The sequence below is a fragment of the Glutamicibacter nicotianae genome (genome assembly GCF_002797775.1).
Taxonomy (GTDB): domain Bacteria; phylum Actinomycetota; class Actinomycetes; order Actinomycetales; family Micrococcaceae; genus Glutamicibacter; species Glutamicibacter nicotianae.
The window spans coordinates 1,537,074-1,558,541 of record NZ_PGEY01000001.1 but is presented as its reverse complement, the minus strand read 5'-3'; the positions used below and the strand labels follow the sequence as shown (position 1 = coordinate 1,558,541).

General features: G+C 58.2%; 23 protein-coding genes. 7 read left to right on the top strand and 16 right to left on the bottom strand.

The genetic code is table 11. The features are described from left to right. Nucleotides 1–7: 7 nt before the first annotated feature. The 8 genes from ATK23_RS07175 to ATK23_RS07140 all read right to left on the bottom strand — a co-directional run bounded on the left by ATK23_RS07175 (nt 8) and on the right by ATK23_RS07140 (nt 3,873). Nucleotides 8–754, bottom strand: a complete 747-nt coding sequence (locus ATK23_RS07175) for a hypothetical protein (RefSeq protein ID WP_157066438.1) — start codon at nt 752–754, stop codon at nt 8–10. A gap of 3 nt (nt 755–757) precedes the next feature. Further along, complete coding sequence (locus tag ATK23_RS07170; RefSeq protein ID WP_066144335.1) at nt 758–973, bottom strand: hypothetical protein; 216 nt, start codon at nt 971–973, stop codon at nt 758–760. Further along, nucleotides 973–1,170 carry a hypothetical protein gene (locus tag ATK23_RS07165; RefSeq protein WP_066144337.1) on the bottom strand — a complete coding sequence of 66 codons (198 nt, stop codon included), beginning with the start codon at nt 1,168–1,170 and terminating at the stop codon, nt 973–975. Before ATK23_RS07165 ends, ATK23_RS07170 begins: the two co-directional genes overlap by 1 nt. A 95-nt stretch (nt 1,171–1,265) precedes the next feature. Beyond that, nucleotides 1,266–2,261 carry an AAA family ATPase gene (locus tag ATK23_RS07160; protein ID WP_066144340.1) on the bottom strand — a complete coding sequence of 332 codons (996 nt, stop codon included), beginning with the start codon at nt 2,259–2,261 and terminating at the stop codon, nt 1,266–1,268. 86 nt (nt 2,262–2,347) lie between these two features. Further along, on the bottom strand, nt 2,348–2,563 hold the full coding sequence (locus ATK23_RS07155) for a hypothetical protein (RefSeq protein WP_157066439.1): 216 nt from the start codon (nt 2,561–2,563) through the stop codon (nt 2,348–2,350). Beyond that, nucleotides 2,556–2,759: a hypothetical protein gene (locus tag ATK23_RS16290; RefSeq protein WP_157066440.1), complete on the bottom strand. Its 204-nt coding sequence runs from the start codon at nt 2,757–2,759 to the stop codon at nt 2,556–2,558. The genes ATK23_RS07155 and ATK23_RS16290 overlap by 8 nt, the downstream gene beginning before the upstream one ends. Before the next feature lie 98 nt (nt 2,760–2,857). Beyond that, nucleotides 2,858–3,328: a hypothetical protein gene (locus ATK23_RS07150; RefSeq protein ID WP_066144346.1), complete on the bottom strand. Its 471-nt coding sequence runs from the start codon at nt 3,326–3,328 to the stop codon at nt 2,858–2,860. 353 nt (nt 3,329–3,681) lie between these two features. Beyond that, nucleotides 3,682–3,873 (bottom strand): helix-turn-helix domain-containing protein, encoded by a 192-nt coding sequence (locus ATK23_RS07140; protein WP_066144352.1) that lies wholly within the window; start codon nt 3,871–3,873, stop codon nt 3,682–3,684. 117 nt (nt 3,874–3,990) lie between these two features. Here ATK23_RS07140 and ATK23_RS07135 point away from each other — a divergent pair, with 117 nt between their 5' ends. Continuing rightward, a complete protein-coding gene (locus ATK23_RS07135; protein ID WP_066144355.1) occupies nt 3,991–4,536 on the top strand; it encodes a helix-turn-helix domain-containing protein in 546 nt (181 codons plus the stop codon). After that, a complete protein-coding gene (locus tag ATK23_RS07130) occupies nt 4,536–5,651 on the top strand; it encodes a site-specific integrase (RefSeq protein WP_066144356.1) in 1,116 nt (371 codons plus the stop codon). Before ATK23_RS07135 ends, ATK23_RS07130 begins: the two co-directional genes overlap by 1 nt. A 14-nt stretch (nt 5,652–5,665) precedes the next feature. Here ATK23_RS07130 and glnA read toward each other — a convergent pair whose 3' ends face one another. Further along, on the bottom strand, nt 5,666–7,090 hold the full coding sequence (glnA, locus tag ATK23_RS07125) for a type I glutamate--ammonia ligase (RefSeq protein WP_066144359.1): 1,425 nt from the start codon (nt 7,088–7,090) through the stop codon (nt 5,666–5,668). A 349-nt stretch (nt 7,091–7,439) separates the two neighbouring features. Between glnA and ATK23_RS07120 the strand changes: the two genes are divergently transcribed. Then, nucleotides 7,440–7,802: an RDD family protein gene (locus ATK23_RS07120; RefSeq protein ID WP_245858323.1), complete on the top strand. Its 363-nt coding sequence runs from the start codon at nt 7,440–7,442 to the stop codon at nt 7,800–7,802. Between the two features lie 71 nt (nt 7,803–7,873). Here the strand turns inward: ATK23_RS07120 and ATK23_RS07115 are convergent, their stop codons facing one another. From ATK23_RS07115 to lipB, 3 genes are all read right to left on the bottom strand, one after another. Then, nucleotides 7,874–8,623: a DUF4191 domain-containing protein gene (locus tag ATK23_RS07115; protein ID WP_066144365.1), complete on the bottom strand. Its 750-nt coding sequence runs from the start codon at nt 8,621–8,623 to the stop codon at nt 7,874–7,876. A 168-nt stretch (nt 8,624–8,791) separates the two neighbouring features. Beyond that, the gene (gene lipA, locus ATK23_RS07110) at nt 8,792–9,790 is read right to left on the bottom strand and encodes a lipoyl synthase (RefSeq protein ID WP_066144368.1); all 999 of its coding nucleotides are present in this window, start codon (nt 9,788–9,790) and stop codon (nt 8,792–8,794) included. A gap of 33 nt (nt 9,791–9,823) precedes the next feature. Further along, a complete protein-coding gene (gene lipB, locus ATK23_RS07105; RefSeq protein WP_255209585.1) occupies nt 9,824–10,498 on the bottom strand; it encodes a lipoyl(octanoyl) transferase LipB in 675 nt (224 codons plus the stop codon). A 78-nt stretch (nt 10,499–10,576) separates the two neighbouring features. On the opposite strand from lipB, the gene ATK23_RS07100 reads away from it, so the two are divergent. Then, entirely contained in the window at nt 10,577–12,088 is a 1,512-nt protein-coding gene (locus ATK23_RS07100) for a serine/threonine-protein kinase (protein ID WP_083515719.1), read from the top strand. A gap of 78 nt (nt 12,089–12,166) precedes the next feature. On the opposite strand, the gene ATK23_RS07095 is transcribed toward ATK23_RS07100, so the two are convergent. The 4 genes from ATK23_RS07095 to ATK23_RS07080 all read right to left on the bottom strand — a co-directional run bounded on the left by ATK23_RS07095 (nt 12,167) and on the right by ATK23_RS07080 (nt 17,654). Further along, nucleotides 12,167–12,517, bottom strand: coding sequence for a hypothetical protein (locus ATK23_RS07095; protein ID WP_066144375.1), 351 nt, complete (start codon nt 12,515–12,517; stop codon nt 12,167–12,169). A gap of 111 nt (nt 12,518–12,628) precedes the next feature. Continuing rightward, complete coding sequence (gene sucB, locus ATK23_RS07090) at nt 12,629–14,362, bottom strand: 2-oxoglutarate dehydrogenase, E2 component, dihydrolipoamide succinyltransferase (RefSeq protein ID WP_066144379.1); 1,734 nt, start codon at nt 14,360–14,362, stop codon at nt 12,629–12,631. Nucleotides 14,363–14,479: 117 nt separating this feature from the next. After that, complete coding sequence (gene lpdA / locus ATK23_RS07085) at nt 14,480–15,859, bottom strand: dihydrolipoyl dehydrogenase (RefSeq protein ID WP_066144382.1); 1,380 nt, start codon at nt 15,857–15,859, stop codon at nt 14,480–14,482. A 280-nt stretch (nt 15,860–16,139) separates the two neighbouring features. Beyond that, the gene (locus ATK23_RS07080) at nt 16,140–17,654 is read right to left on the bottom strand and encodes a leucyl aminopeptidase (protein ID WP_038991884.1); all 1,515 of its coding nucleotides are present in this window, start codon (nt 17,652–17,654) and stop codon (nt 16,140–16,142) included. Nucleotides 17,655–17,907: 253 nt separating this feature from the next. On the opposite strand from ATK23_RS07080, the gene ATK23_RS07075 reads away from it, so the two are divergent. The 3 genes from ATK23_RS07075 to ATK23_RS07065 all read left to right on the top strand — a co-directional run bounded on the left by ATK23_RS07075 (nt 17,908) and on the right by ATK23_RS07065 (nt 21,322). Further along, nucleotides 17,908–18,870 (top strand): proteasome assembly chaperone family protein, encoded by a 963-nt coding sequence (locus ATK23_RS07075; protein WP_066144514.1) that lies wholly within the window; start codon nt 17,908–17,910, stop codon nt 18,868–18,870. After that, nucleotides 18,867–20,129 carry an MFS transporter gene (locus ATK23_RS07070; protein ID WP_066144385.1) on the top strand — a complete coding sequence of 421 codons (1,263 nt, stop codon included), beginning with the start codon at nt 18,867–18,869 and terminating at the stop codon, nt 20,127–20,129. The genes ATK23_RS07075 and ATK23_RS07070 overlap by 4 nt, the downstream gene beginning before the upstream one ends. An 89-nt stretch (nt 20,130–20,218) precedes the next feature. Next, complete coding sequence (locus ATK23_RS07065) at nt 20,219–21,322, top strand: DUF4192 family protein (protein ID WP_066144388.1); 1,104 nt, start codon at nt 20,219–20,221, stop codon at nt 21,320–21,322. Nucleotides 21,323–21,468: the final 146 nt, after the last annotated feature.

Genomic DNA, 21,468 nt, shown 5'->3' with positions numbered 1-21,468 from the left:
TTTGCTCCTATGCGATTCGGTGTAGTCGGCCAGCGCTGTCGATGCCTACGGGGGTTAGCTCCGAGGCTGGTTTGCTGGGCAGACTGTTTATATTGACGTTGCTGGTGTTGAGCTTGATCGTTGGTGCTTGCAGTTCAACTGCTGTGGTGTTGTTGAGCAGTGCGCCGAAGCTGCCGGCTGATAGTGATCCGCCGGTGAAGTTGATCTGTCCGCCGTTGGCTGGTTCGATTTCGAGGTTTCCGGCTTTGATTTTGCCGCCGGCTTCAACGTTGATGTCATTGCGGACCGTGAGCGTTCCATCAGATGCGATGCCCAGGGTGCCGAACGCTGCACTGCCGTCGGGATTGAGTGTGAACAGTCCAGCGGTGAGTTTGCCGTCTGCGCCGATTGCGAGTGCTCCGAACTGTGCGGAGCCGTCCGGGTTTATGGTGGTGCCACCGGCCTTGAAGATGCCACCTGCAATGATTTCGAAATCGCCGGCCACGGTTGTTGGGCCGGTGAGGTTGTTGTCTCCGCTGAGATTGTTGGTTCCGGACGCGTTGAACGTTCCAGTGACATCCAAGACGCCGGAAACCGTGGCTGTGCCAATAACTTCTAGGCCGCCGTTGAGAATACGGATCCAGCCACCGTCGTAAACTTCAATGCCGCCGCGACCAATGGACGAATGGTTTAGCGGCGAGCTGTTCATGAATCGATCGACTTTTCGCATCCAGGCACTGAGATTGCCGTCGTTCATATTACGTTGAATGCTCATGGTTTAGTCTTCCTGTTCTAGGTGGTCTGCAAGTTGGTGCAGGTTGGTGTGAATAGCTGGTGAGCTGATGCCTTGGGCGATGTGGTCGGCACTGCGGCGCAGTAGCTTGATGACCTGCTCACGGTTATAGGGGTCGATGGCTTTTCGTGGCGGAATTTCTGAGGCCGGCGTGAGCACGTACCTCTTGCCGTTTTTGAGTTCTCCGTAGATGGGAGCCATTAGGTTTCGTCCTGTTCGATTTGGTCCGCTATGTCGTGAAGCTTGTCGGCTATTGCGCGAGCTTCGGCGGGTGTCATGTGGGCTAGTACCTTGTGCCGGTGCATGAGTGCGATGCCGGGGATGGTTTCGCCGTTTGGGGTTAGCCAGTTGTATTTTTTGGCGCTGGCTGATGGTCGCCATGCTGGTGAGTAGGCCAAGACTGTTCCTGTTGCTTTCAAAGTGTGTGGATTGTGTGGAAAGTGGAATTGGGTTTTGAACCTGCTTTCCACTTTCCACACTTTCCACACGGTTTCTACGGGTGGTGAACTGCGATCGGCGACGGTATTGGCGCATACATTCCGCGAGACTGCCGATGAATACGACCGTCCTCGGCTGCGCGAGCCAAATAGGTTCCGACAAGTTTCTTGTCCAGGCCTAACGGAATGGCAATATCCTCAGCGTTTCGCGCTTCGGGATACTTGTTCACCTGCTCGATGATTCGCTTCATGTCGTCACCAACACCGGATGAGGCTGCACGGGCTACAGCTGCGTTCGCCGCCTCTTGAAGCGTTGTGCCGTCCATGCTCCATACGCCGTCCGTCAACGTGAGTGCATACTCGCCTTCAGCTGCATCTCGGCTGGTGACGTGCAACGTCGAGCTATCTGTGTTGCGTTCGCGCCTGATAGCAAGAATTGAGTCCGCTGCACCGGCTAAACCCTGAGTGCCTGAGACGCTATCGAGAAAGTCCGATTTTTCGCCTTTGTTGGTGTGGTGCACTACGAGAAGCGAAGAACCTGGAACGTCGTCCACTAAGCCCTTGAGTGCGGACATTTGCGAGTAGTCGTTTCCGTAAGCGTCGTTGCCCCCATACGTGCCCCTAACCTTGCCGAGGGTGTCCAGGATGATTAGTGGCTTGTTGTGACCGTGACGCTCAAGGAACGCGGTGATCGTATCGACAACACTGGCTCCTAGTCTCGTTAGGAACATGAGATCCTGAATGCCTTCGGTAACGCCGATGACGTTGAGCCTGGACTGCAAGCGTCGTGGCCCATCTTCCAGTGCGAGGTATAGGACTGGCCGTTGTTTCACCTGAATCGCACCGAACGCTTTACCGCCTGATGCGGCGGCTTGAGCTATGCCAAGCACCATCCACGATTTGCCGACTTTTGGGGGTGCAACGAGGATAGTCAGACCTTCCGGGATTACTCCTGGAACAACATATTCGACCGGCTGGAACTGCTGGGCTGTGAGCCAAGCTGAACTGAAAACTTCGTCCAACGGGTCTGCTGCGGTGGGGCTGATGGTCAAGTTTTCCCTTTCTGGTGGGTGCGCAGAAGGCCCCCAGCGTGGTGCCGGGAGCCTTCAAGTGAGTTCGAATGAATTAGGTGGTGGAATCAGCTTGCGATGAGCCTCATCCTTGCGTCGTGCAGGTCTATGCCCTGCGCTGCGGACCTGGCCGCTTGCCTGGTGAATGCTTCTCGGGCTTGCTGGTCGGCTTCGTCGCATTCTCTGATGCCGTCTTGCATGCCGTGTTTGTATCCCTGCTTGTAGCCGTGGAGCATCCCTTGGTGGAAGGCTTCAGGGTTCAGGGCTTTCCAGTATTCAGTCATCTGGTTCACCTGCTGGGACTAGTTTGCAGAGGATTAGCTCTGCGGATTGTCCGCGTGCGTGGGCGAGGTCTACTGCTCGTTGAGCACTGGGAAGGTTGAAGTAGGTGCGCCGCTTGTAATGCAGGCTGTCTGACTTCTCGACTTCCACGACTACTACGTGCACGCCTTCGATGAGCGCCTTCGGGTCAATATGCAACGGGTGCTCCTACCGCTTGTGCGATGGCTTGGGGAACGGTAACCATGATGATGAAGACTGTGCTGTAGAAGACGCTGCGCACGATGCCCTGGGTGGCCTTATGCATGGTGACCGCCCTTGGTGAGTTCCTGGTAGGCGGCGAACGCTGCGCTAGCGGTGACGCCGTTGTCTACAGCAAAGTTGCAGAGCTTGTTTACGGTGGTGGTTGCGAGAAGCATCTCTGGCCGGCTCTTCATGAGATCTACTGCTATCTCTTGGTCAATCTTCTGTTCGATGCTGTCGATGAGTGCCGGCAGTTCTGCCAGCTGCTCACGGGTCCATAGTTCACCGTCAGTCTTTTGCAGGATGAAGAAGATGCCCTTTTCTGGTGTCCACTGCGAGGTGACGCCGCCGAAAGTTTCTCCCGAGACGTTTGGGCCGTGGTAGTTGATCTCGCGGTCGCAAGCGCATGAGCCGTAGGGCTGGCATTCTGCGGGGATTTCGCCGTATTCGTCGGCGCAATCGAGGTAGACAGCTTTGAGGAATCCTGCTGGTGGAGTTGCTGGGGTGATGCGGGTAGTCTTGTTCATGAGGATCAATCCCTTTCTGTGGGTTGGTTAGGCGGCTTCGGTGCGAGTCTCTTGGCGGGGATGCACCGGGGCCGTATTCTTTTTCGCTTCACGATTTTTCTCGCGTTCAGCCTCTTCCAGATTCCATACAGCTTCACGCGCTGTTGGATCCGAAGTGAGTCCGCGTATCCGAAGATTCTCGAACCCGACGTTCTTTTCGAGGTAAATCATTTTCTTGGCTACTGCCTTCGCTTGCCCTGCTGAGTAGTGAGGGTTCTTGGCTAGTAGCTCTCGTTGTAGTTCCCGTTGTGTGGGCATAACGAAGTTGGTCCTGTCTACGTCTCCGGTATAGAGAGCGGTTGTCTTGCGTGGCGTTACTTGGCTTCTTCGAACTGTTCGTTGAGCCAAGCGACGACATCCTGTTCTCGGTACATCACCCGACCGCCTAGCAGCGCCGAGCGGGGCCCCTTGTTGCCCAAATGCCGGTAGTACCGAAGTGTTGCTATTGGGATGCGGGTCATTTCCGATACCTCGGCCATTGTCTTGAGAACGGCGATTGCTTCCATCGCGATCCCCTTTCGTAGTGTGTTTGCCCTTACGTGATGTAACTGTAGGCGATCAAAATATGTAATGTCAACACAGTGCGTGTTGAGGTCTTACGAAACGTGTGGAAGTATAGAAGAATGCAGATTCCAACAGCAGCCCATATCGGCGCTTCGGTTCGCGAATATCGTGAGCTACGAAATTGGTCGATGACTGAGTTTTCCGCAAAATTGCGAGAAGCCGGCCTAACGAATTTCCACCCAACGACCGTAAGCCGCGTCGAACGCGGAGAACGTGCGCTTAAGATTGATGAGATTTATGTCGTAGCACAGGTGCTCAACGCTAACTTGGATGACTTAATCGTGATCCCCTACGAAGAATGGGAATATGCCAAGGGCGAAGTTGAAAGCAATCTGAGGCTAGTTACCAATTTTGCCCAACTGATCGCCTACTGGCGTTGGCGATTCGAAGACCTTGTAGAAGGGGAATATCCGGTGCAGCTAAAGAAGCTTGAAAAGTTCATCGCCGATGGACTGGTTCCTGAAGACCGAAGAGATGAAATGCACAATCTTCTTGAAGCTGCTCGCGTAGCAGCAGATATGAATCGTGTCGATTTCTGGTCAGAGCACTTAAAGAACCTTGAAAGTGACGAGGAACGTATCAAATTTGGCAGAGGCCTAGACTAATGACCAAACTTAGGCGCACTCCAGGCACGACTAACACGCGCCGTCGTAAGCCGTCTGCGCGGTTTCCTAAGGGTGGCTGGCTTGGCACTTACGTTGATCCTGAGGGCAAGGAGAAGGGTAAGACGTTCGCCCGTAAGATTGATGCGCAGAACTGGGCTGAGGGTGAAGCGGTCAAGATCCGTAGCGGCGCTTATATCAGCCCTACGGATGCGGCGACGACCATGCGCGTTTGGTCTGAGCACTGGCTGAAGGGATATGAGGTCAATCGTCCTGGTTCGGTGAAGCAGGCCAAGACGCATGTGAAGCGGATCAATGCTGTCTTTGGTGATGTTCCGCTAAAGGACATTCGCCCGACTGCGATCAAGAATTGGTTGGCTGCGCTCAAGAAAGAGGGCCTGGCTGATTCCACGATTCATGCCCTGTATCGCCGGTTGGCTCATTTGCTGTCAGACGCGGTAGAAGACGGCCTACTGCTGCGCACGCCCATAAGCCGTAAGATCGCGCCGCCTACGGGCAAACAACGCCCTTATGTGGCTACAGAGGAGCAGGTCTGGGCGCTCTATGACGCGATGCCTGAGGAGATGAAGAACGTCATCCTGCTGGGTGCCTTTGCTGGTCTACGCGTTGCAGAAATTTCCGCGTTGCGAGTGCAGGATGTGGATTCGCTGCGGGGATTCATCACGCCGGCTATCCAGTATCCAGGCGTTCCACTGAAAACTGAAGAGTCGAAGAATCCAATCCCGATCCCGCGTGATCTGGCTTTCGAGCTGAACAAGAATCCTGCGCGGTGGGGGAGTGAAACTTTCGTGACCCTGGAGAACGGCAGACCTGCTGCGCCGTACACGATTGAAGCCAGATTCAGGACTGCGCGTGCCACAGTAGAGGGCCTGCCTGAGAATTTCCGCATTCACGATCTGCGGCATTTCTTCGCGTCGTTCCTGATTGCATCTGGTGAGGATATCAAGAAGGTTCAATCCGCTATGCGTCACGCCAGTGCGAAGACGACCCTCGATGTTTACGGTCACCTTATGGAAGACGCAAAAGAGTCCACACGTTCCGCCGTAGCTGGTGCTTTGGCGAATCGTGCGGACTCTCTGCGGACTAAACGGGCTTGATCCCCGTCATCTAGCTAGCAGCCGTAGTAGAGCTCGAATTCGTATGGGTTCGGGCGCAGGCTCAGTGGCTTGATTTCGTTTTCACGCTTGTACTCGATCCAAGTCTGGATCAGGTCCTCGGTGAAGACGCCGCCTTCGAGCAGGAACTCGTGGTCGGCTTCCAGAGCCTTCAGCGCCTCTTCGAGGCTTTCAGGTGCGCGCTGGATTTCCTTGGCCTCTTCGGCAGGAAGCTCGTAGAGATCCTTGTCGATTGGCTCTGCTGGTTCGATGCGGTTCTTGATGCCGTCCAGGCCAGCCATCAGCTGCGCTGCGAAGGCCAGGTACGGGTTCGAGGAAGCATCCGGGGCGCGGAACTCGATGCGCTTGGCCTTCGGGTTCGAACCGGTGATCGGGATGCGGATGCCGGCGGAGCGGTTGCCCTGCGAGTACACCATGTTCACCGGAGCTTCGTAGCCCTTGACCAGACGACGGTAGGAGTTCACGGTTGGGTTGGTGAACGCGAGCACGGCGTCTGCGTGCTTCAGCAGGCCGCCGATGTACCAGCGAGCGGTATCCGACAGGCCGGCGTAGCCCTTCTCGTCGTAGAACAGCGGATCGCCGTTGGACCACAGCGACTGGTGCACGTGCATGCCCGAGCCGTTGTCGCCGAAGACAGGCTTCGGCATGAAGGTCGCGGACTTGCCCCAGGCATCGGCCACGTTCTTCACGATGTACTTGAAGAGCATCAGCTCATCGGCGGCGTGCACCATGGTGTTGAACTTGTAGTTGATCTCGGCCTGGCCAGCTGCGCCAACTTCGTGGTGGCTGCGCTCGACCTCGAGGCCTGCCTTGTCCAGCTCGACGCAGATGGCATCGCGCAGGTCGGCCTGCTTGTCGGTTGGCGCGACAGGGAAGTAGCCGCCCTTGAACGGGGTCTTGTAGCCCTGGTTGCCGCCTTCTTCCTTGCGGCCGCTGTTCCACGGTGCTTCGTCGGAATCGATCGAGTAGAACGCGCCCTGAGGCTTGGATTCGTAGCGCACGTCTTCGAAGATGAAGAATTCTGCTTCGGGGGCGAAGAATGCGGTGTCGGCGATGCCGGTGGATTCCAGGTATGCTTCAGCACGCTCGGCAACGCCACGTGGGTCGCGGTGGTAAGGCTCACCGGTGCGTGGGTTGATGATCGAGAAGTTGAAAGCCAGGGTCTTTTCCAGGCGGAACGGATCGATGAAACCGGTGGTGACATCTGGGATCAGCTGCATGTCGGAATCAGAGATGCCGGCGAAGCCGCGGATGGAAGAACCATCAAAGAGCTGGCCGTTGACGAAGAAGTCGGCATCCACGGACTTGGCTGGCACGTTGAAGTGCTGCTGTACACCTGGTAGGTCGGTGAAACGGATATCGACGAACTTGATGTCCTCTTCGGCAATATATGCCAAGACTTCTTCTGGACTGGTAAACATGTGCAGGTGACTCCCTGGTGAGATATGAGGTTTGGTAAACGGAACCCGTAGTCAGAATTATCTGCCTGGTCCTCTTGCTTACGTATCAAGCTTACCTATAATCCATTTCTGAATGGTGTCTCTATTGTTTCCAACCTGTTACAAGCGGAGAATCCGGGCGTGTCGTATCGATCTGATCTGCGCAGATTGCCAGCTGTAACAATCTGACTTGGATACTTGCTACCTCGTTATGGGGTTCTATCTGGCGCACAGAATCGCTGGATAGACTGTATAAGTGGAAAGAAAAGACTTCAGCTCGTGGCTTGAAGGGCCGCCGCAACACAATACGCAAGAATGGCCCGGACAGGATATGGGACGCCCAGACAAGGGTCCTGGCTCCATTGCCAGGTTCCCGCGAAGGGTCGGCGCCCTGCTCCTGGACTGGGGACTGTCCATGCTGCTCAGCTGGTGGTTGTTCAATAGCAATGACCTGGCAACGCTGGGCCTGTTTTGTGCCGGGCAAATTATCGGTGTCGGGTTCACGGGGCACACGATCGGGCATCGCACCTTTGGCATGCAGGTGCAGTCGCTGGATGGCACCGCGATCAAGCCATTGCAAGGCTTGATTCGTTCGCTGCTGCTTTGCTTGGCCATTCCGGCCTTCATCACCGACAAGGACCAGCGTGGCCTTCATGATCGGTTGCCGAAAACCATCTTGGTGAATATCTCCTAGCAACTAGCTCCGGACAGCACTAAAGAAGCCGCAACAGGAAAATCCTGTTGCGGCTTCTTTAGTGCTTGTCTTTAGCGTCCACGCATAGCGCGGCGGTTCGGACGTACGCGGTTTGGATCTACGCCCTTGGGGATGGGCAGACGGTTCGCAGTCAAGGTGCTCAGACGCTTGTCGATTGCGCTGACTTCCAGTTTCGTAATCGACTTCGGAAGCTTCTTCATTGACTTGCCAACTTCAGCCAACGGAGTCTGGCCTTCTTCGGAACCAGCGTTGATGATGTGCACAGGCACGTTCGGCAGAACGCGGGCAATGCGCTTGCGCTCGGATGAGGCAAGTTCGCGAACGCGGTTCTTCGGGCCCTCGGTGACCAGGACGATGCCTGGACGGCCGATGCCGAGGAACACCAGATCCTGATGGCGGTTGTAGGCCACCGGTTCCTGCTTCAGGATCCAGCCGCGACGCAGCACGCTCATGGCAGCACCAGCGGCACCTGGACGGCCCTCAAGCTGCGAGAACGCAGCCTTCTCGGCACGGCGCGACATGATGAACATTGCAGCAAGAAGCGCCAACGGGATTGCGATGATCAACATCGTGATCCAGTTATTGATCAAGAAGCCGATGATCAAGCAGACAGCAATGACGGCCAAGGCGGCCAATGCCATCCACCACACGACCATAGGGTCATTGCGGCGAGTCATCTGGAAGACCTGGCCAATTTGCTTCAGGCGGCCTGGTTCTTTGTTCTTCTTCTCAGCTTTTGGTTTACGCGAAAACAAGCCACGCTTAGGCGCGGCTGCGTCGTTGTCGGAGTTTTTGGCCATAGTGCCTTAATTCTACGCGATGAAGTTGATAGTTCTAAGCCGTGCTGGATCGAACATGGCATTTTCAGCTGAATTGTCCATCAACGGGCAATGGAATGGCCCCGAAACCCGCAATGGTTTCCATCTGCAGGTTCGGGGCCATGGTCCGAGCTGGTTCTCAACAACCAGCTACTTGATCAGGGAAGCAGCTTCCTGGCGGGTGTTGCCCGAGGACTCGATATGCGACAGGGCCTCAGGGATTTCCCTTCCCTTCTTGCGCATGGCACCAGCCCAGAGGCGGCCAGCGCGGTAGGACGAGCGAACAAGTGGTCCGGCCATGACACCCGAGAATCCGAGTTCTTCGGCTTCCTGCTGAAGTTCAAGGAACTCCTGCGGAGTGACCCAGCGGTCAACTGGCAAATGCAGGTCAGTGGGGCGCAGGTACTGGGTCAAGGTGAGCAGATCGCAGCCGGCCTCGTAGAGATCGCGCATGGCCTCTGAAATTTCTTCACGAGTTTCGCCCATACCCAGGATCAGGTTGGACTTGGTGATCAATCCACGCTTGTGGCCGTGGGTGATCACATCCATGGAGCGTTCGTAGCGGAATGCTGGGCGAATGCGCTTGAACAGGCGGGGCACGGTCTCGACGTTGTGGGCGTAGACCTCCGGCTCCGAATCGCAGATGGCATCCAGGTTCTCGGGCTTGCCGCTGAAGTCGGGAATCAGCAGCTCGACGCCGGTGTTCGGATTCATCTTGTGGATCTGCCGCACCGTCTCCGCGTACAGCCAGGTGCCCTCGTCTTCGAGGTCATCGCGGGCAACACCGGTGACGGTGGCGTAGCGCAAATCCATCTTCTTCACGCTCATGGCCACCTTGAATGGTTCCGAGCGGTCGATTGCCACCGGCTTGCCGGTGGCGATCTGGCAGAAGTCGCAACGGCGGGTGCACTCGGAACCGCCGATGAGGAACGAGGCCTCGCGGTCTTCCCAGCACTCGAAGATATTCGGGCAGCCTGCTTCTTCGCAGACGGTATGCAGTCCTTCGGACTGCACCAGGTTCTTCAGCCCTACATATTCGGGGCCGATGTTGAGTTTCGCCTTGATCCACTCGGGCTTGCGCTCCACGGGAACGGCGGCGTTGCGCTTTTCGACGCGCAGTAGTCGACGGCCTTCTGGCTCGATGCTCATTTACTGCTCTTTCTGAAGGAAGTGAGTGGTTGTCTAGACGACTTGAGGGGTAAGCAGACGCTCTATTTCCGCTTGAACTCGGTCAACGACGTCTTCGGGGGTGACGGTACGGCCCAGTTCTTCGGATATCGTGGTGACACCTGCATCAGAGATGCCGCAGGGGATGATCTGGTCGTAGGCGGAAAGCGCGTTCGAGCAGTTCAAGGCGAATCCGTGCATGGTGACTCCGTGGTTGATACGGATGCCGATGGCGGCAATCTTGCGGTCCTGGGCGCCGTCTTTGCCTGGGACCCAAACTCCGGAACGGCCCTTGATCTGGGTTGTTGGAATGCCGAGTTCGCTCACGACATTAATCAGGGCTTCTTCCAGAGTCTCCACGTAAAGACGGATTGCGCTGATTTTGCGGAGCTTGACGATGGGGTAGCCAATGAGCTGTCCCGGGCCATGCCAGGTCAATTTTCCACCGCGGTCGACATCCACGACGGGGGTGCCGTCCAGCGGGAGGTCTTCGGGTTCAGTTCGCTTGCCTGCGGTATAAACCGCTTCGTGCTCCAGGAACAGGACTCTAGGGGTTTGCGTGTCCGCGGCTACCGCATCATGCAGTTGGATCTGGTAATCCCAAGCTTCCATGTAGGGCACAAATTTTGAGCCTAGTCCGACTCGTTCGAATTCGATCGCCATGACGGCTAGCCTACGCTCTTGAACGATCGGTCGCTAATTCAGTGCCGTTGAGCTCGCCTGTGGATATCCAGCTTGCATTTTCTGTTTGTGGGATACAACGGAAACATGGATGAATCAACGAATGTTCTAGCGTGGCCGACGAGCCCGGGGCATGTGACCGTCAAGCCGCTAAGTGCCAAGTCACCATGTAAAGTTTGGCTGATCCGGAGGGAAAGCGACCAGATGTATCTGACGCTTAAACTTAGCCTGACTATGGAAAACATCACTTCTCTGCGCCAGGAAGAGGTGAGGCAGTCACGGAAATATGTCGTTGATTTTTACGGAACCCTGCCGACACAATTCGGCGAGGGGCTGATCATGGAATATTGTCCCGGCGGGAGTTTGGCGGATCTTGTTGCGAGCCGCAGCGCCTTTGCGCTGGGTGAATGCGTGACCGCGTTGGCTCCCATTGCGCAAACGCTATCGGTCATGCATTCGCAGGGCCAGCGCCATGGGGACTTGTCGCCAGCCAACATCCTGCTGACCGCCAAGGGCATGCCGAAGATCATCGACTTCCAGGAAACTGCTTCGTCAAGCCAAGCACTCACTGGTTCCGGCACGCCCGGATTCATTGCCCCTGAAATGCAGGCCGGGTTGTTGGAAGGCCAAACCGGAGAGCAGGACGTGTACTCGCTGGGCGCCTGCTTGTGGTTTCTCCTGTCGGGACGGGTTCCCGAAGATGAACTGATGCGTCCACCAGCTAGCGTGATGTTCCCCGGCGTCCCCTCGATCATTCATGAGCTCTTGATCGATTCCATGAATCCGGTGCCGCAAGCGAGGCCAACCGCCGACCAGTTCGCTCGAACCCTGTTCGCGAGTTGTCCAGCTGAGCCCATCCATTGGGAAGGCCATGTAGCTCCTGAAGCTACGCATCTGATGGAAACCATCCATCCAACCCAGGAATCGGGTGCTGCGCACAGGCGCTCAAAGCGTGCACGGGATGCCGCAGGAAGGCAGCGGAATAGCGGGAATGATGAATCCTGGCACAGCCATCGGTTGCGCAGAACACCCGGGGCCGTGAAGCTGGTGGGTGCTGCCGTCTTGGGCATCATGGTCGTGCTCGGGAGCATGGTGGGCGTCAATCATTTCCGGGCTGCTGTGGCGAACGAAACGACTGCGCCTGCCACGGCGCCACCAGCAGGACAAGACTGCCGAATCAAGGATGCTGCACAAGTGCCCGCCTGTGCGTTGAATCGAGAAACGGTGGTCTCGGCATTCCTGGCACTTTCAGGAGAACGAGACGAGGCGATGGGGCAGCTGGCGGGGGAGAGGCTCAAGGAGCTCTACACTCCTGGTGCAGAGCAATTGGAGCGCGACCTGGAAACGATCGATCAGCTACGGGACATGGGTTTGGGACTTGAAGGTCTGCGCACAAGACTGAAGGACGTGACGGTATCCGCCCGTGGACAGGGTGACACTGTCATTCTTGCCGCGACTTCGACCCAAGAGGAATACCGTTACGTGGATGCTGAAGGGGCCACGATGCACACCGTCCAGGCTGCCGAGCCGCAACGTATTGAAGTTGAAATGGTGCTGGATGAAAGCGGCTGGAAGATCGGCAAGGTATTACGACGTTAAATGCATAATGGCGGGAGACGAAACCAGGGCTTGCTCAAAGCTGCTGGTTTCATCTCCCGCCATATAGGCTGCAGCGGATTAGCTCCAGAGAACCGCAATCGCGATGTTGATGAAGGCCGTGCCACCCACTGCATGGGCGATACCGGTAGAAACTTCCTCGCCGTTCTTCATCTTCTTGCGGCCAATGAAAGCTGCGACCAGGATGATGATTGCAATCAGCGTCTTGATACCAATCTTCATGTGGTTTGGCGAACCGTCGCCGGCCTCGAGAATGCCGACCATGGCCAGACCCGTGACCAGCTGCACGATGGCGCCGTACCACTGCCAGACAGAGACCGTAGGGGTCTTGAAATTGGCCAGCCAGCCACCAAAGATGGCTGCTGCGCCCAAGATATGCACGAAAATCAGGAGAGAAAGAAGAATAGTCATGACACTAGCCTAATCTATTTTCGACTGATCGTAGAAAACGCAGAATCGCCCCTGCCGAATCAACGACAGGGGCGATAATCTACCTAGGCGACGAGGGCCGCAACTGGATCTTTACAGTCCCAGTTCGCCTTCGAAGGCGCCACCTTCAAGGCGAGCCTTGACGGTCTGCAGGAAGCGGCCTGCATCGGCGCCGTCAACCAGACGGTGATCGTAGGTCAAGCACAGGTACATCATGTGGCGGATGGCAATCGAATCGTTGCCCTCTGCATCGGTGACGACCATTGGACGCTTCACGATCGCGCCGGTGCCCAAGATGGCTACCTGTGGCTGGTTGATGATCGGAGTGTCGAACAGTGCGCCAACCGAACCGATGTTGGTGATCGAGAAGGTGCCACCGGACAGCTCGTCTGGACCGATCTTGTTGCTGCGGGTACGTGCAGCAACATCAGCGATACGCGAAGCCATGCCGGCGAGGTTCAGATCGCCAGCGTTCGACACGACGGGAACCAGCAGGCCCTTGTCGGTGTCGACTGCGAATGCCAAGTGCTCGGCATTGTGGTAAGTGATCTTCTGGGTCTCTTCGTTGTACTCGGCGTTCAGCTTAGGATGTGCCTTCAAGCCTTCGGCAACAGCCTTGGCGATGAATGGCAGGTAAGTGAGGTTCACGCCGTTAGTGGCCTTGAAATTGGCCTTGGCCGCAGCACGCAGCTTCACGATGCGGGTCATATCGATTTCGTGGACCTGGGTCAGCTGAGTCGATACGTCCAGGGACTCGCGCATGCGTCGAGCGATGACCTGGCGGATTCGTGGAGCCTTTTCCTCGGTGCCGCGCAGTGAGGAAACCTCCACTGCAGGGGCAGCCGGCTTTGCGGCGGCAGGAGCAGCGGCAGCAGCGGCAGTTGGAGCAGCAGCTTCCTGGGCGGCAACAGCGTCCAGCACATCCTGCTTGCGGATGCGGCCTCCAACACCGGTGCCCTTCACTGAAGCGATGTCGATGTTGTGCTGGTTAGCCAGGCGGCGTACCAGCGGGGTGACGTAGCCGGACTCGTTGTTTGCCTCGGCTGCTGGTGCAGCTGGAGCGGCAGGGGCAGCAGGTGCTTCTTCCTTAGCTGGAGCTGGGGCTGCCGGAGCGGCCGGAGCCTCTTCCTTGGCCGGTGCTGGGGCAGCTGGGGCCTCTTCCTTTGCAGGAGCAGCAGCTGGAGCCTCTTCCTTGGCTGGAGCAGCTGCTGGAGCGGAGCCAGCGGCACCGATTACGGCCAGAACAGCGCCAACTTCAGCGGTCTCATCTTCTGGAACGCGAATTTCCAGCAGGGTGCCAGCAACTGGGGACGGAACTTCGGTGTCTACCTTATCGGTGGAAACCTCAAGCAGCGGCTCGTCGACGGATACCTCATCGCCAACTTCCTTCAGCCAGCGGGTAACGGTACCTTCGGTCACCGACTCGCCCAGGGCTGGAAGGGTAACTTCGGTGCCTGAGGCAGCGCCACCGGCAGGTGCGGCTGCAGGAGCTTCTTCGGCTGCCGGTTCAGCTGGTGCTTCCTCTGCGGCTGGTGCGGCAGGTGCTTCTTCAGCGGCTGGTGCTGCCGGTGCAGCGTCGCCGGAGCCGGAGCCATCGCCGATGCGAACCAGTGGGGCGCCAACTTCGGCGTCCTCGTCCTCGGCCACAAAGATTTCCTCGATGACGCCAGCTACCGGCGAAGGAACTTCAGTGTCAACCTTGTCAGTGGAAACTTCCACCAACGGCTCGTCTACCTCTACGCGGTCGCCGACCTGCTTCAGCCAGCGGGTTACCGTACCTTCGGTAACGCTTTCACCCAGTGCGGGTAGGTTTACGGTTTCAGACATCGTCCCGTATCTCCTTGTTTTATAAAGCTTGACATGTGGTGGGAGGCGTTGCCTCCGAGCCTAGTGCATTCAGGCAGCGCGTTACATCAACGCGCTGCCTGAATGACCAAAACGTGATTAACCGTGCAGCGGTGCGCCGGCCAAAGCCATTGCGGCTTCGCCCAGGGACTCGTTCTGGGTTGGGTGAGCGTGGATCAGCTGCGATACGTCCTCTGGGTATGCTTCCCAGTTCACGATCAGCTGCGCTTCACCGATCTGCTCGCCAATGCGTCCGCCGATGCCGTGAACGCCAACGATTGGGCCGTTCTTGACGCGAACCATCTTGATGATGCCGCTGGTGCCCAAGATCGAGGACTTGCCGTTGCCAGCCAAGTTGTACTCGGTGGTTTCGATCTGGTCAGCGCCGAACTTCTCCTTGGCCTTCGGCTCGGAGTAGCCCACCGATGCGATCTCTGGCTCGCAGAAGGTCACCTTCGGGATGTTGATGTCCTCAACGATGGTTGGCTTCAGGCCGTGGATTTCCTCGGCGACGAAGCGGCCATGCTGGTAGCCGCGGTGTGCGAGCTGGACGCCTGGAACGATGTCGCCGATGGCGTAGATATTGCCAACGCCGGTGTGCAGGCGCTCGTCGGTGATTACGAAACCGCGATCAATGGTGATGCCCTGCTCTTCGAAGCCAAGGCCCTCGGTGACTGGACCGCGGCCCACAGCAACCAGGACGATCTCAGCTTCCAGAACCTTGCCGTCAGCCAGCGAGACCTTGGCGCCGTTGGCATCCTGCTCGACCTTCTCGAAGAAAACGCCGGTGTTGAACTTGATGCCGCGCTTCTTGAAAGCACGCTCCAGGTTCTTGATGATGGCTGGATCCTCGTTTGGAACCAGCGATGGCAGGCCCTCGACGATGGTGACGTCGACGCCGAAGGACTTCCAGACCGAGGCGAATTCGACACCGATGACGCCGCCGCCCAGAACGATGGCGCTCTTCGGCAGGTCTTCCATGTTCAGTGCTTCGGTGCTGGTCAGCACGCGGCCGCCGATTTCCAGGCCCATGGTCTTGGAAGTGGATCCGGTGGCCAGGATGATGTACTTGCCCTTGTAGACGGTGCCATCGACATCGATGGAATCCTGGGCAACCAGTCGGCCGTTACCGGTGATGACGTTGACCTTCTTCATCTTCAGCAAGCCCTGCAGGCCCTTGTGCTTGCCAGCGACAATGCCTTCCTTGTACTTGCGAACGCCGGCCAGATCGATCGACTCCAGCGAGGAGTTGATGCCGTACTTGGCACCCTCGCGAGCGTTCTCTGCCAGCTCTGCTGCATGCAGGTAAGCCTTGGTTGGGATGCAGCCGGTGTGCAGGCAGGTGCCGCCCAGCTTTTCCTTCTCGATCAATCCAACGGTGTAGCCCAGCTGGATGGCGCGCAATGCTGCCGAGTATCCAGCGGATCCGCCGCCGAGGATGAGGACATCAAATTCTTGCGTTGCTGCCGAATCGGCCACGTGAACGCTCCCTCGTATTCGCTTAGTGAGGCCGGCTTTGGCCGACCAGGGGATCGGGTGTGGACTTTCTGGAGCGTGACACATGCGGGCGCGCACCTTTGATCCACGGTGATGTTTCAAAACTTACCTTAGTACCGCCGAATGGCTAGAGTCACCTTCGGGGCACTAAAAGTCAGGTATGTCTCTAATTTTGAGCTCATCCCGGCATCGGCCAATTGTTTCTGGCGATACCGGGATGAGTTTCATGGCACTGCAGCTGCTTTGCCGCTGCGTTTAACGGCTAGTTCGCCGCGGCAACCTGTTCTGCGTATGCAACCAGCGTGCGTACCTGCGAGCCGGTGCCGTTCTTCGGGGTGTAGCCCCAGGCGCTTCCTTCGTTGAAGGCCGGACCAGCAAAGTCGATGTGGGCCCAAGGAATCTTCTTGCCGTCGACTTCGCCGACGAACTCTTCGAGGAAGACGGCAGCGGTCATCATTCCGCCCATGCGCTCACCGATGTTCGCCAGATCGGCGACCTGCGACTCGATGGATGGTCGCAGCTCTTCCGGCAGCGGCATGGCCCAAGCCAATTCGCCCACCTTGTCCGAGACGGCAACCAGGTCGCTGGTGACCTGCTTGTCGCCCATGACGCCTGCAGTACGCAGGCCCAGAGCCAGCATCTGCGCGCCGGTCAGCGTAGCGATGTCGATCATGACATCCGGCTTTTCCAGGCTGGCTGCGGCCAAGCCGTCAGCCATGACCAGGCGGCCTTCGGCGTCAGTGTTCAGCACCTCAACGGTCTTGCCGCCGAACATCGTCAGTACATCGCCCGGACGGGTCGAGGCGCCGCCTGGCATGTTCTCTGCCAGGCAGAGCCATGCGGTGACCTTCACGTTCAGCCCAAGTTCGGCGACGGCGGCGACGGTCTGGAAGACTGCGGCGGCACCGGACATGTCCGACTTCATGGCGTGCATGCCTGCAGCAGGCTTCAGCGAGGTGCCACCGGTATCGAAGGTGATGCCCTTGCCGATCAAAGCGATGTGCTTGGCTGCCTTCGACGGCGCGTACTCGACCTTGACCATGCGCGGCTGGCGAGCCGAGCCGCCGCCGACGCCGATCAGGCCGCCAAAGCCGTCCTTGGCCAGTCGCTTCTCATCGAAGATGGTGACCTTCAACGGCAGCGACTTGGAGTAGTCCTTGACCGCCGCGGCGAAAGACTCCGGGTACAGCACGTTGGCTGGGGCATTTATCAGGTCGCGGGTGCCGCGGACCGCGCGGCCCAGGATTGCCGCGCGCTTGAGCACGGCCGGAAGATCCTTGGAAGTGGCAACCGAGGTGACGATCTGGGCTTCGGCCAGTACTGGCTTCTCGCTCTTCTTCGACCGGTGGTTCTCGTAGCGGTAGCTGCCCAAGGCGATGCCTTCAGCCACGGCGGCAACGCGCTCAACGCTGTCGGCAGGCAAAGCGAAAATGGCGCTCTTGGCGTTGCTCAACTGGCGGGCAGCCGAGCCGGCGGCACGGCGCAGCTTCTCTTCGGTCAGATCGGCCAGCTCGTCAACGCCAAGGCCGATGAACTGCAGGACCTTGGCCTTCGTGCCGTCCACGCCAGGCAGCGCGGTGATTTCGTCGGCCTTCCCGGCAACGCCCAAAGCCGAGAGCGACTGCTCCAGCGAGGTAGTGGTGTCGGCGGCGAAGGGGGATGCCGCGATGGACACCTTGTCGCCGTTCTTGAGTACGCCCAGGATGAGGGCGTCAGCGCTCTTGCGCTTGATGTCAGTGCCAATGGCGCTCAGAGTGAGATCACTGGAGTTGATCACAAAATCATTCCTTCTATGCCTTTGTAGGGTCTAAGGTCGCGACAGCCCAAGTGGTATTCCGGAGCAAATCCTGCCGGTGGGCTGTGCGTCTCCTGCATCTAGGTTATCCGAGGTTCCGCGTCTTCGTGCGTTACTTCACAGCGAGCGAAAGCCAAGTAGCGATAGGATGGAGCATTGATCTGTTGCAGAAGTTCAGTCCTAGCCGATGGTTGCCGCTCTGCTGTGCCGGATGCCGACCCTGAATGAGGAGAAAATGTCCAAAGATTCGTTGATGACGCTGGTCGCAGACGATTTGGATGACTCGCGCCTTCAAGGTCTTGGGATGTTCATCTCGCTGAAGAGCCTCAGTGACGCCGGGCATAATCACGCGCAGGTCTCCAACGAGCTTTTCGGCCGTCTGGAATCCGAACTCTTCGCCACTTTCGATGCCGACGAGCTGATCGCCTACACCTCCCAGCGCCCGCGCGTCTCTTTCCTTGGCGACCACTTCGCCGGATACCAGGCCCCGCGCCTCGAGATCTACCTGATGACTGATGAGATGGACCGCAAGTTCTGGTTCCTCAACGGAGTTGAACCGGATCTGAAGTGGGAACGCGTGATCGCGGAACTGCAGTCATTCATCGAGGCCTTCAACGTATCGCTGGTTGTTGGGACCGCATCATTGCCGATGCCGGTGCCGCATACCCGGCCGGTCGGCGTGACCGCCCACGGCAACCGCAAGGATCTGATCGAGAACATCTCGACGTGGAGCCCTACGGTCGAATCTCCGGCAGGCTTGGGCTCGCTGCTCGAAATCCGCCTGAGCGAAGCCGGCCGAGATGTCGTGGGCTACTCGATGCATACCCCGCACTACCTTGCCGAATCCGAGTACCCGGCGGTCGCCGTTGCGACTCTGGAGTATGTGGGCGCGGCGCTGAGGCTGGCTCTGCCGACCGACAAGCTGCGTGAAGCAGCCCGATTGGTTGACCAGCAGCTCGCCGAGCAGCTTCAAGCCAATAGCGACGTCCGTCAGATGGTGGACGGATTCGAGGAACGTTTCGACGCGCATGCCAAGGAGCACGAGTCGCGTTCGCTGTTGCTGGACGAAGATGAGCAGATGGCGGATGCCGAGGAGCTGGGCGCCAGCGCCGAGAATTTCCTGGCCGCCATCGAGAACACTGAAGATTGGTTGAAAAACGGTCATATCGAACCGTTGCCAGGTGATCACGACCAGTGAGCCAGGCCCAACTGAATTCGCCGAAATCGTGGCTCGTCTTCGGCTTCGCAATTCTTGCCTACATTTCTGCAATTTCCCAACGCACCAGCTTCGGAGTCGCGGGCATCCAAGCCACCGAACGCTTCGATGCCAGCGCACAGATCCTGGCGACGTTCTCGGTCGTGCAGCTCGTTGTCTATGCCGGGGCGCAGGTCCCCGTAGGGCTGCTGCTGGATAAATTCGGGCCCCGCATCCTGATTACCAGCGGCGCCCTGCTGATGGCTGCCGGCCAAGCGTTCCTGGCGATTTCGGTCAACGTGCCCATGGGCTTGGCCGGGCGCGTCATGGTCGGCATGGGCGACGCGATGGTCTTCGTCTCCGTGCTCAAGCTCTTGCCCCTGTGGTTCTCCGGCTCGCGCATTCCGGTGCTCACCCAGCTCACCGGTACTTTTGGCCAGCTCGGGCAGCTGATCAGCCTCTTTCCATTCCATATGATCCTGCTTGGCGTCGGCTGGTCCGCGGCATTCTCGATCATGTCAGGGTTCGCTTTCGCCACCTTCATCACGACGATCGCCTTCGTGCGCAATGGCAAGAACTGGGATGGGCATGGCGAGGGGGAGCAGGAGACCGGCTCGCGGATCGCGCAGGCATGGAAGCAGCCAGGGACCCGCTTGGGTTTCTGGACCCACTTCTCTACGGCCTTCATGATCAACACCTTCATGATGACGTGGGGCTACCCGTTCCTTGTCGAGGGCCAAGGCATGGATGGTGCGTTGGCTTCGGGCCTGATGGCTGTATTCGTTGTTGTCGCCATCGTGCTGGGCCCGATCCTCGGCGCCTTGACCGCGCGCCATGCCAGCCAACGTTCCAATATTGCGTTGTCCATCGTGGGCTCCATCTTGGCGCTATGGGCGGCCGTTCTGCTCTGGCCGGGACAGGCGCCGCTATGGATTCTGGTGCTGCTGATGGTCGCCATTGCCGCCGGCGGCCCGGCCTCCGTGATCGGTTTCGACTTCGCGCGTACGTTCAACCCGCCGCGGGTTCTGGGAACTGCCACCGGCCTGGTGAATACCGGCGGATTCATCGGAGCATTCGTCACCATCTACGTCATCGGTTTCATCATGGACATGCTGCACAAGGCCAACGGCTCGGTCGGAGAACTCTACAACCTGCCGGCTTTCCGGGTGGCACTGTCCTTCCAATTCGTGATGGCATTGCTCGGGATGGCATTCATGGTCATCGAACGCCGCAAGGCGCGCCGATTCCTCGCCGAACAGTAACCGCCGGCCGGGAGGCCCGGACCAGAAGGTTCTCCACAGCTCGCACGCGTTGACGTCCCGTGCCAAGCGCCGCGATGCACCGTGGAGCCATGACGACTACACCAGAACGCCATCCCCTCTCGCTGTCCAGCTGCGAGGACATCCTGGCCTATGTGCCTCATGCCCTCGGCTTCTATCCGCAAAATTCTGCCGTGCTCATGCTGATCGACGAGGACCACCTGGAAGCGACCCTGCGTGTCGATTTGCCGGAAGAGGACACTTCGTCCGAGCGGGAGTCGTGGACCGCGCAGGTGCTTCGCCTCCTGGATCGCATGCCCCATATCCAAGGGGTGGTTCTGGTGGTCTACGCGCCGGAAGATTCGCTGGCGGAGGACCGTATTCCGTACTCGCACATGGTTGCGCAGCTCGAACAGGGGCTGGCTGGCAAAAAAGTCCTGTTGCGCCACAGTTGGTGCCGGCAGGGCCGATTCGTCTGGAACTACGCGACCGACGACTACGCAGAGCCGACCCCGGTGCGCCCGCTGGAAACCAACGAGACGCATCTGTCGCTGGTCTTTGCTGGATCAGCACCGTTGGATGTTCCATGGGACGGCAGTGGAATCCCTGAGTGGCCGCAGGCCGCCGACATCCTGAAGATTGTTTCCAGCCAGCAGCACAACGTGATCAACTGCCTTGAAGCATGGCTGCAGACGATGGACCTCGCCGAAACTGAAGCCCGAACTTGGATCCACGAAGAGCATGAGCACACCGCACTGCTGCTTGGTTCCCTGGAAGTGAAAATCGTCCGAGACCTGCTTCCGTATTTGGCTGGCCAAGGTCCGGACGCGGCATTGGATGTGCTGATTGGCGTGATGCGCGGAGATCGGGAAGCCGCTGCCTCGCCCTTGACCAACTATTTGCTGGGCCGTGGTTGGCATGCGCCAGACTGGCAGCGGATTGACCGGCTGTGGTCGGTAGCCAGAGACCTGCTCGGTGTGGCCGAAGGCAACAACCGGCAGGCCCTGCTGTGCATTCTTGCCTGGATCGAGTGGGCACGAGGCCGGGGGACTATGGCCTTGTGCCTGCTGGGCAGTGCTGTAGAAGAAAACCCGAACTACGAGTTGGCGCGGTTGCTGCAGAAACTGATGTCCCATGGAATCATGCCCGAGTGGGCGACCGATAAATTGCGGGCTTGGCGTGCCAATTTCAGCTGAGCAACGGAGGCCGGAGTGTCTCAAGTGGTGTCCTGATGCTAATTCATGGATAATGGGACAACAGACCCGGTTAGGTTCGAATTGCCTAGGTCTTGAAATCTGTGGATTTCGGGAACATTAGGCGGGCTTGATGCGTTGATACCAAT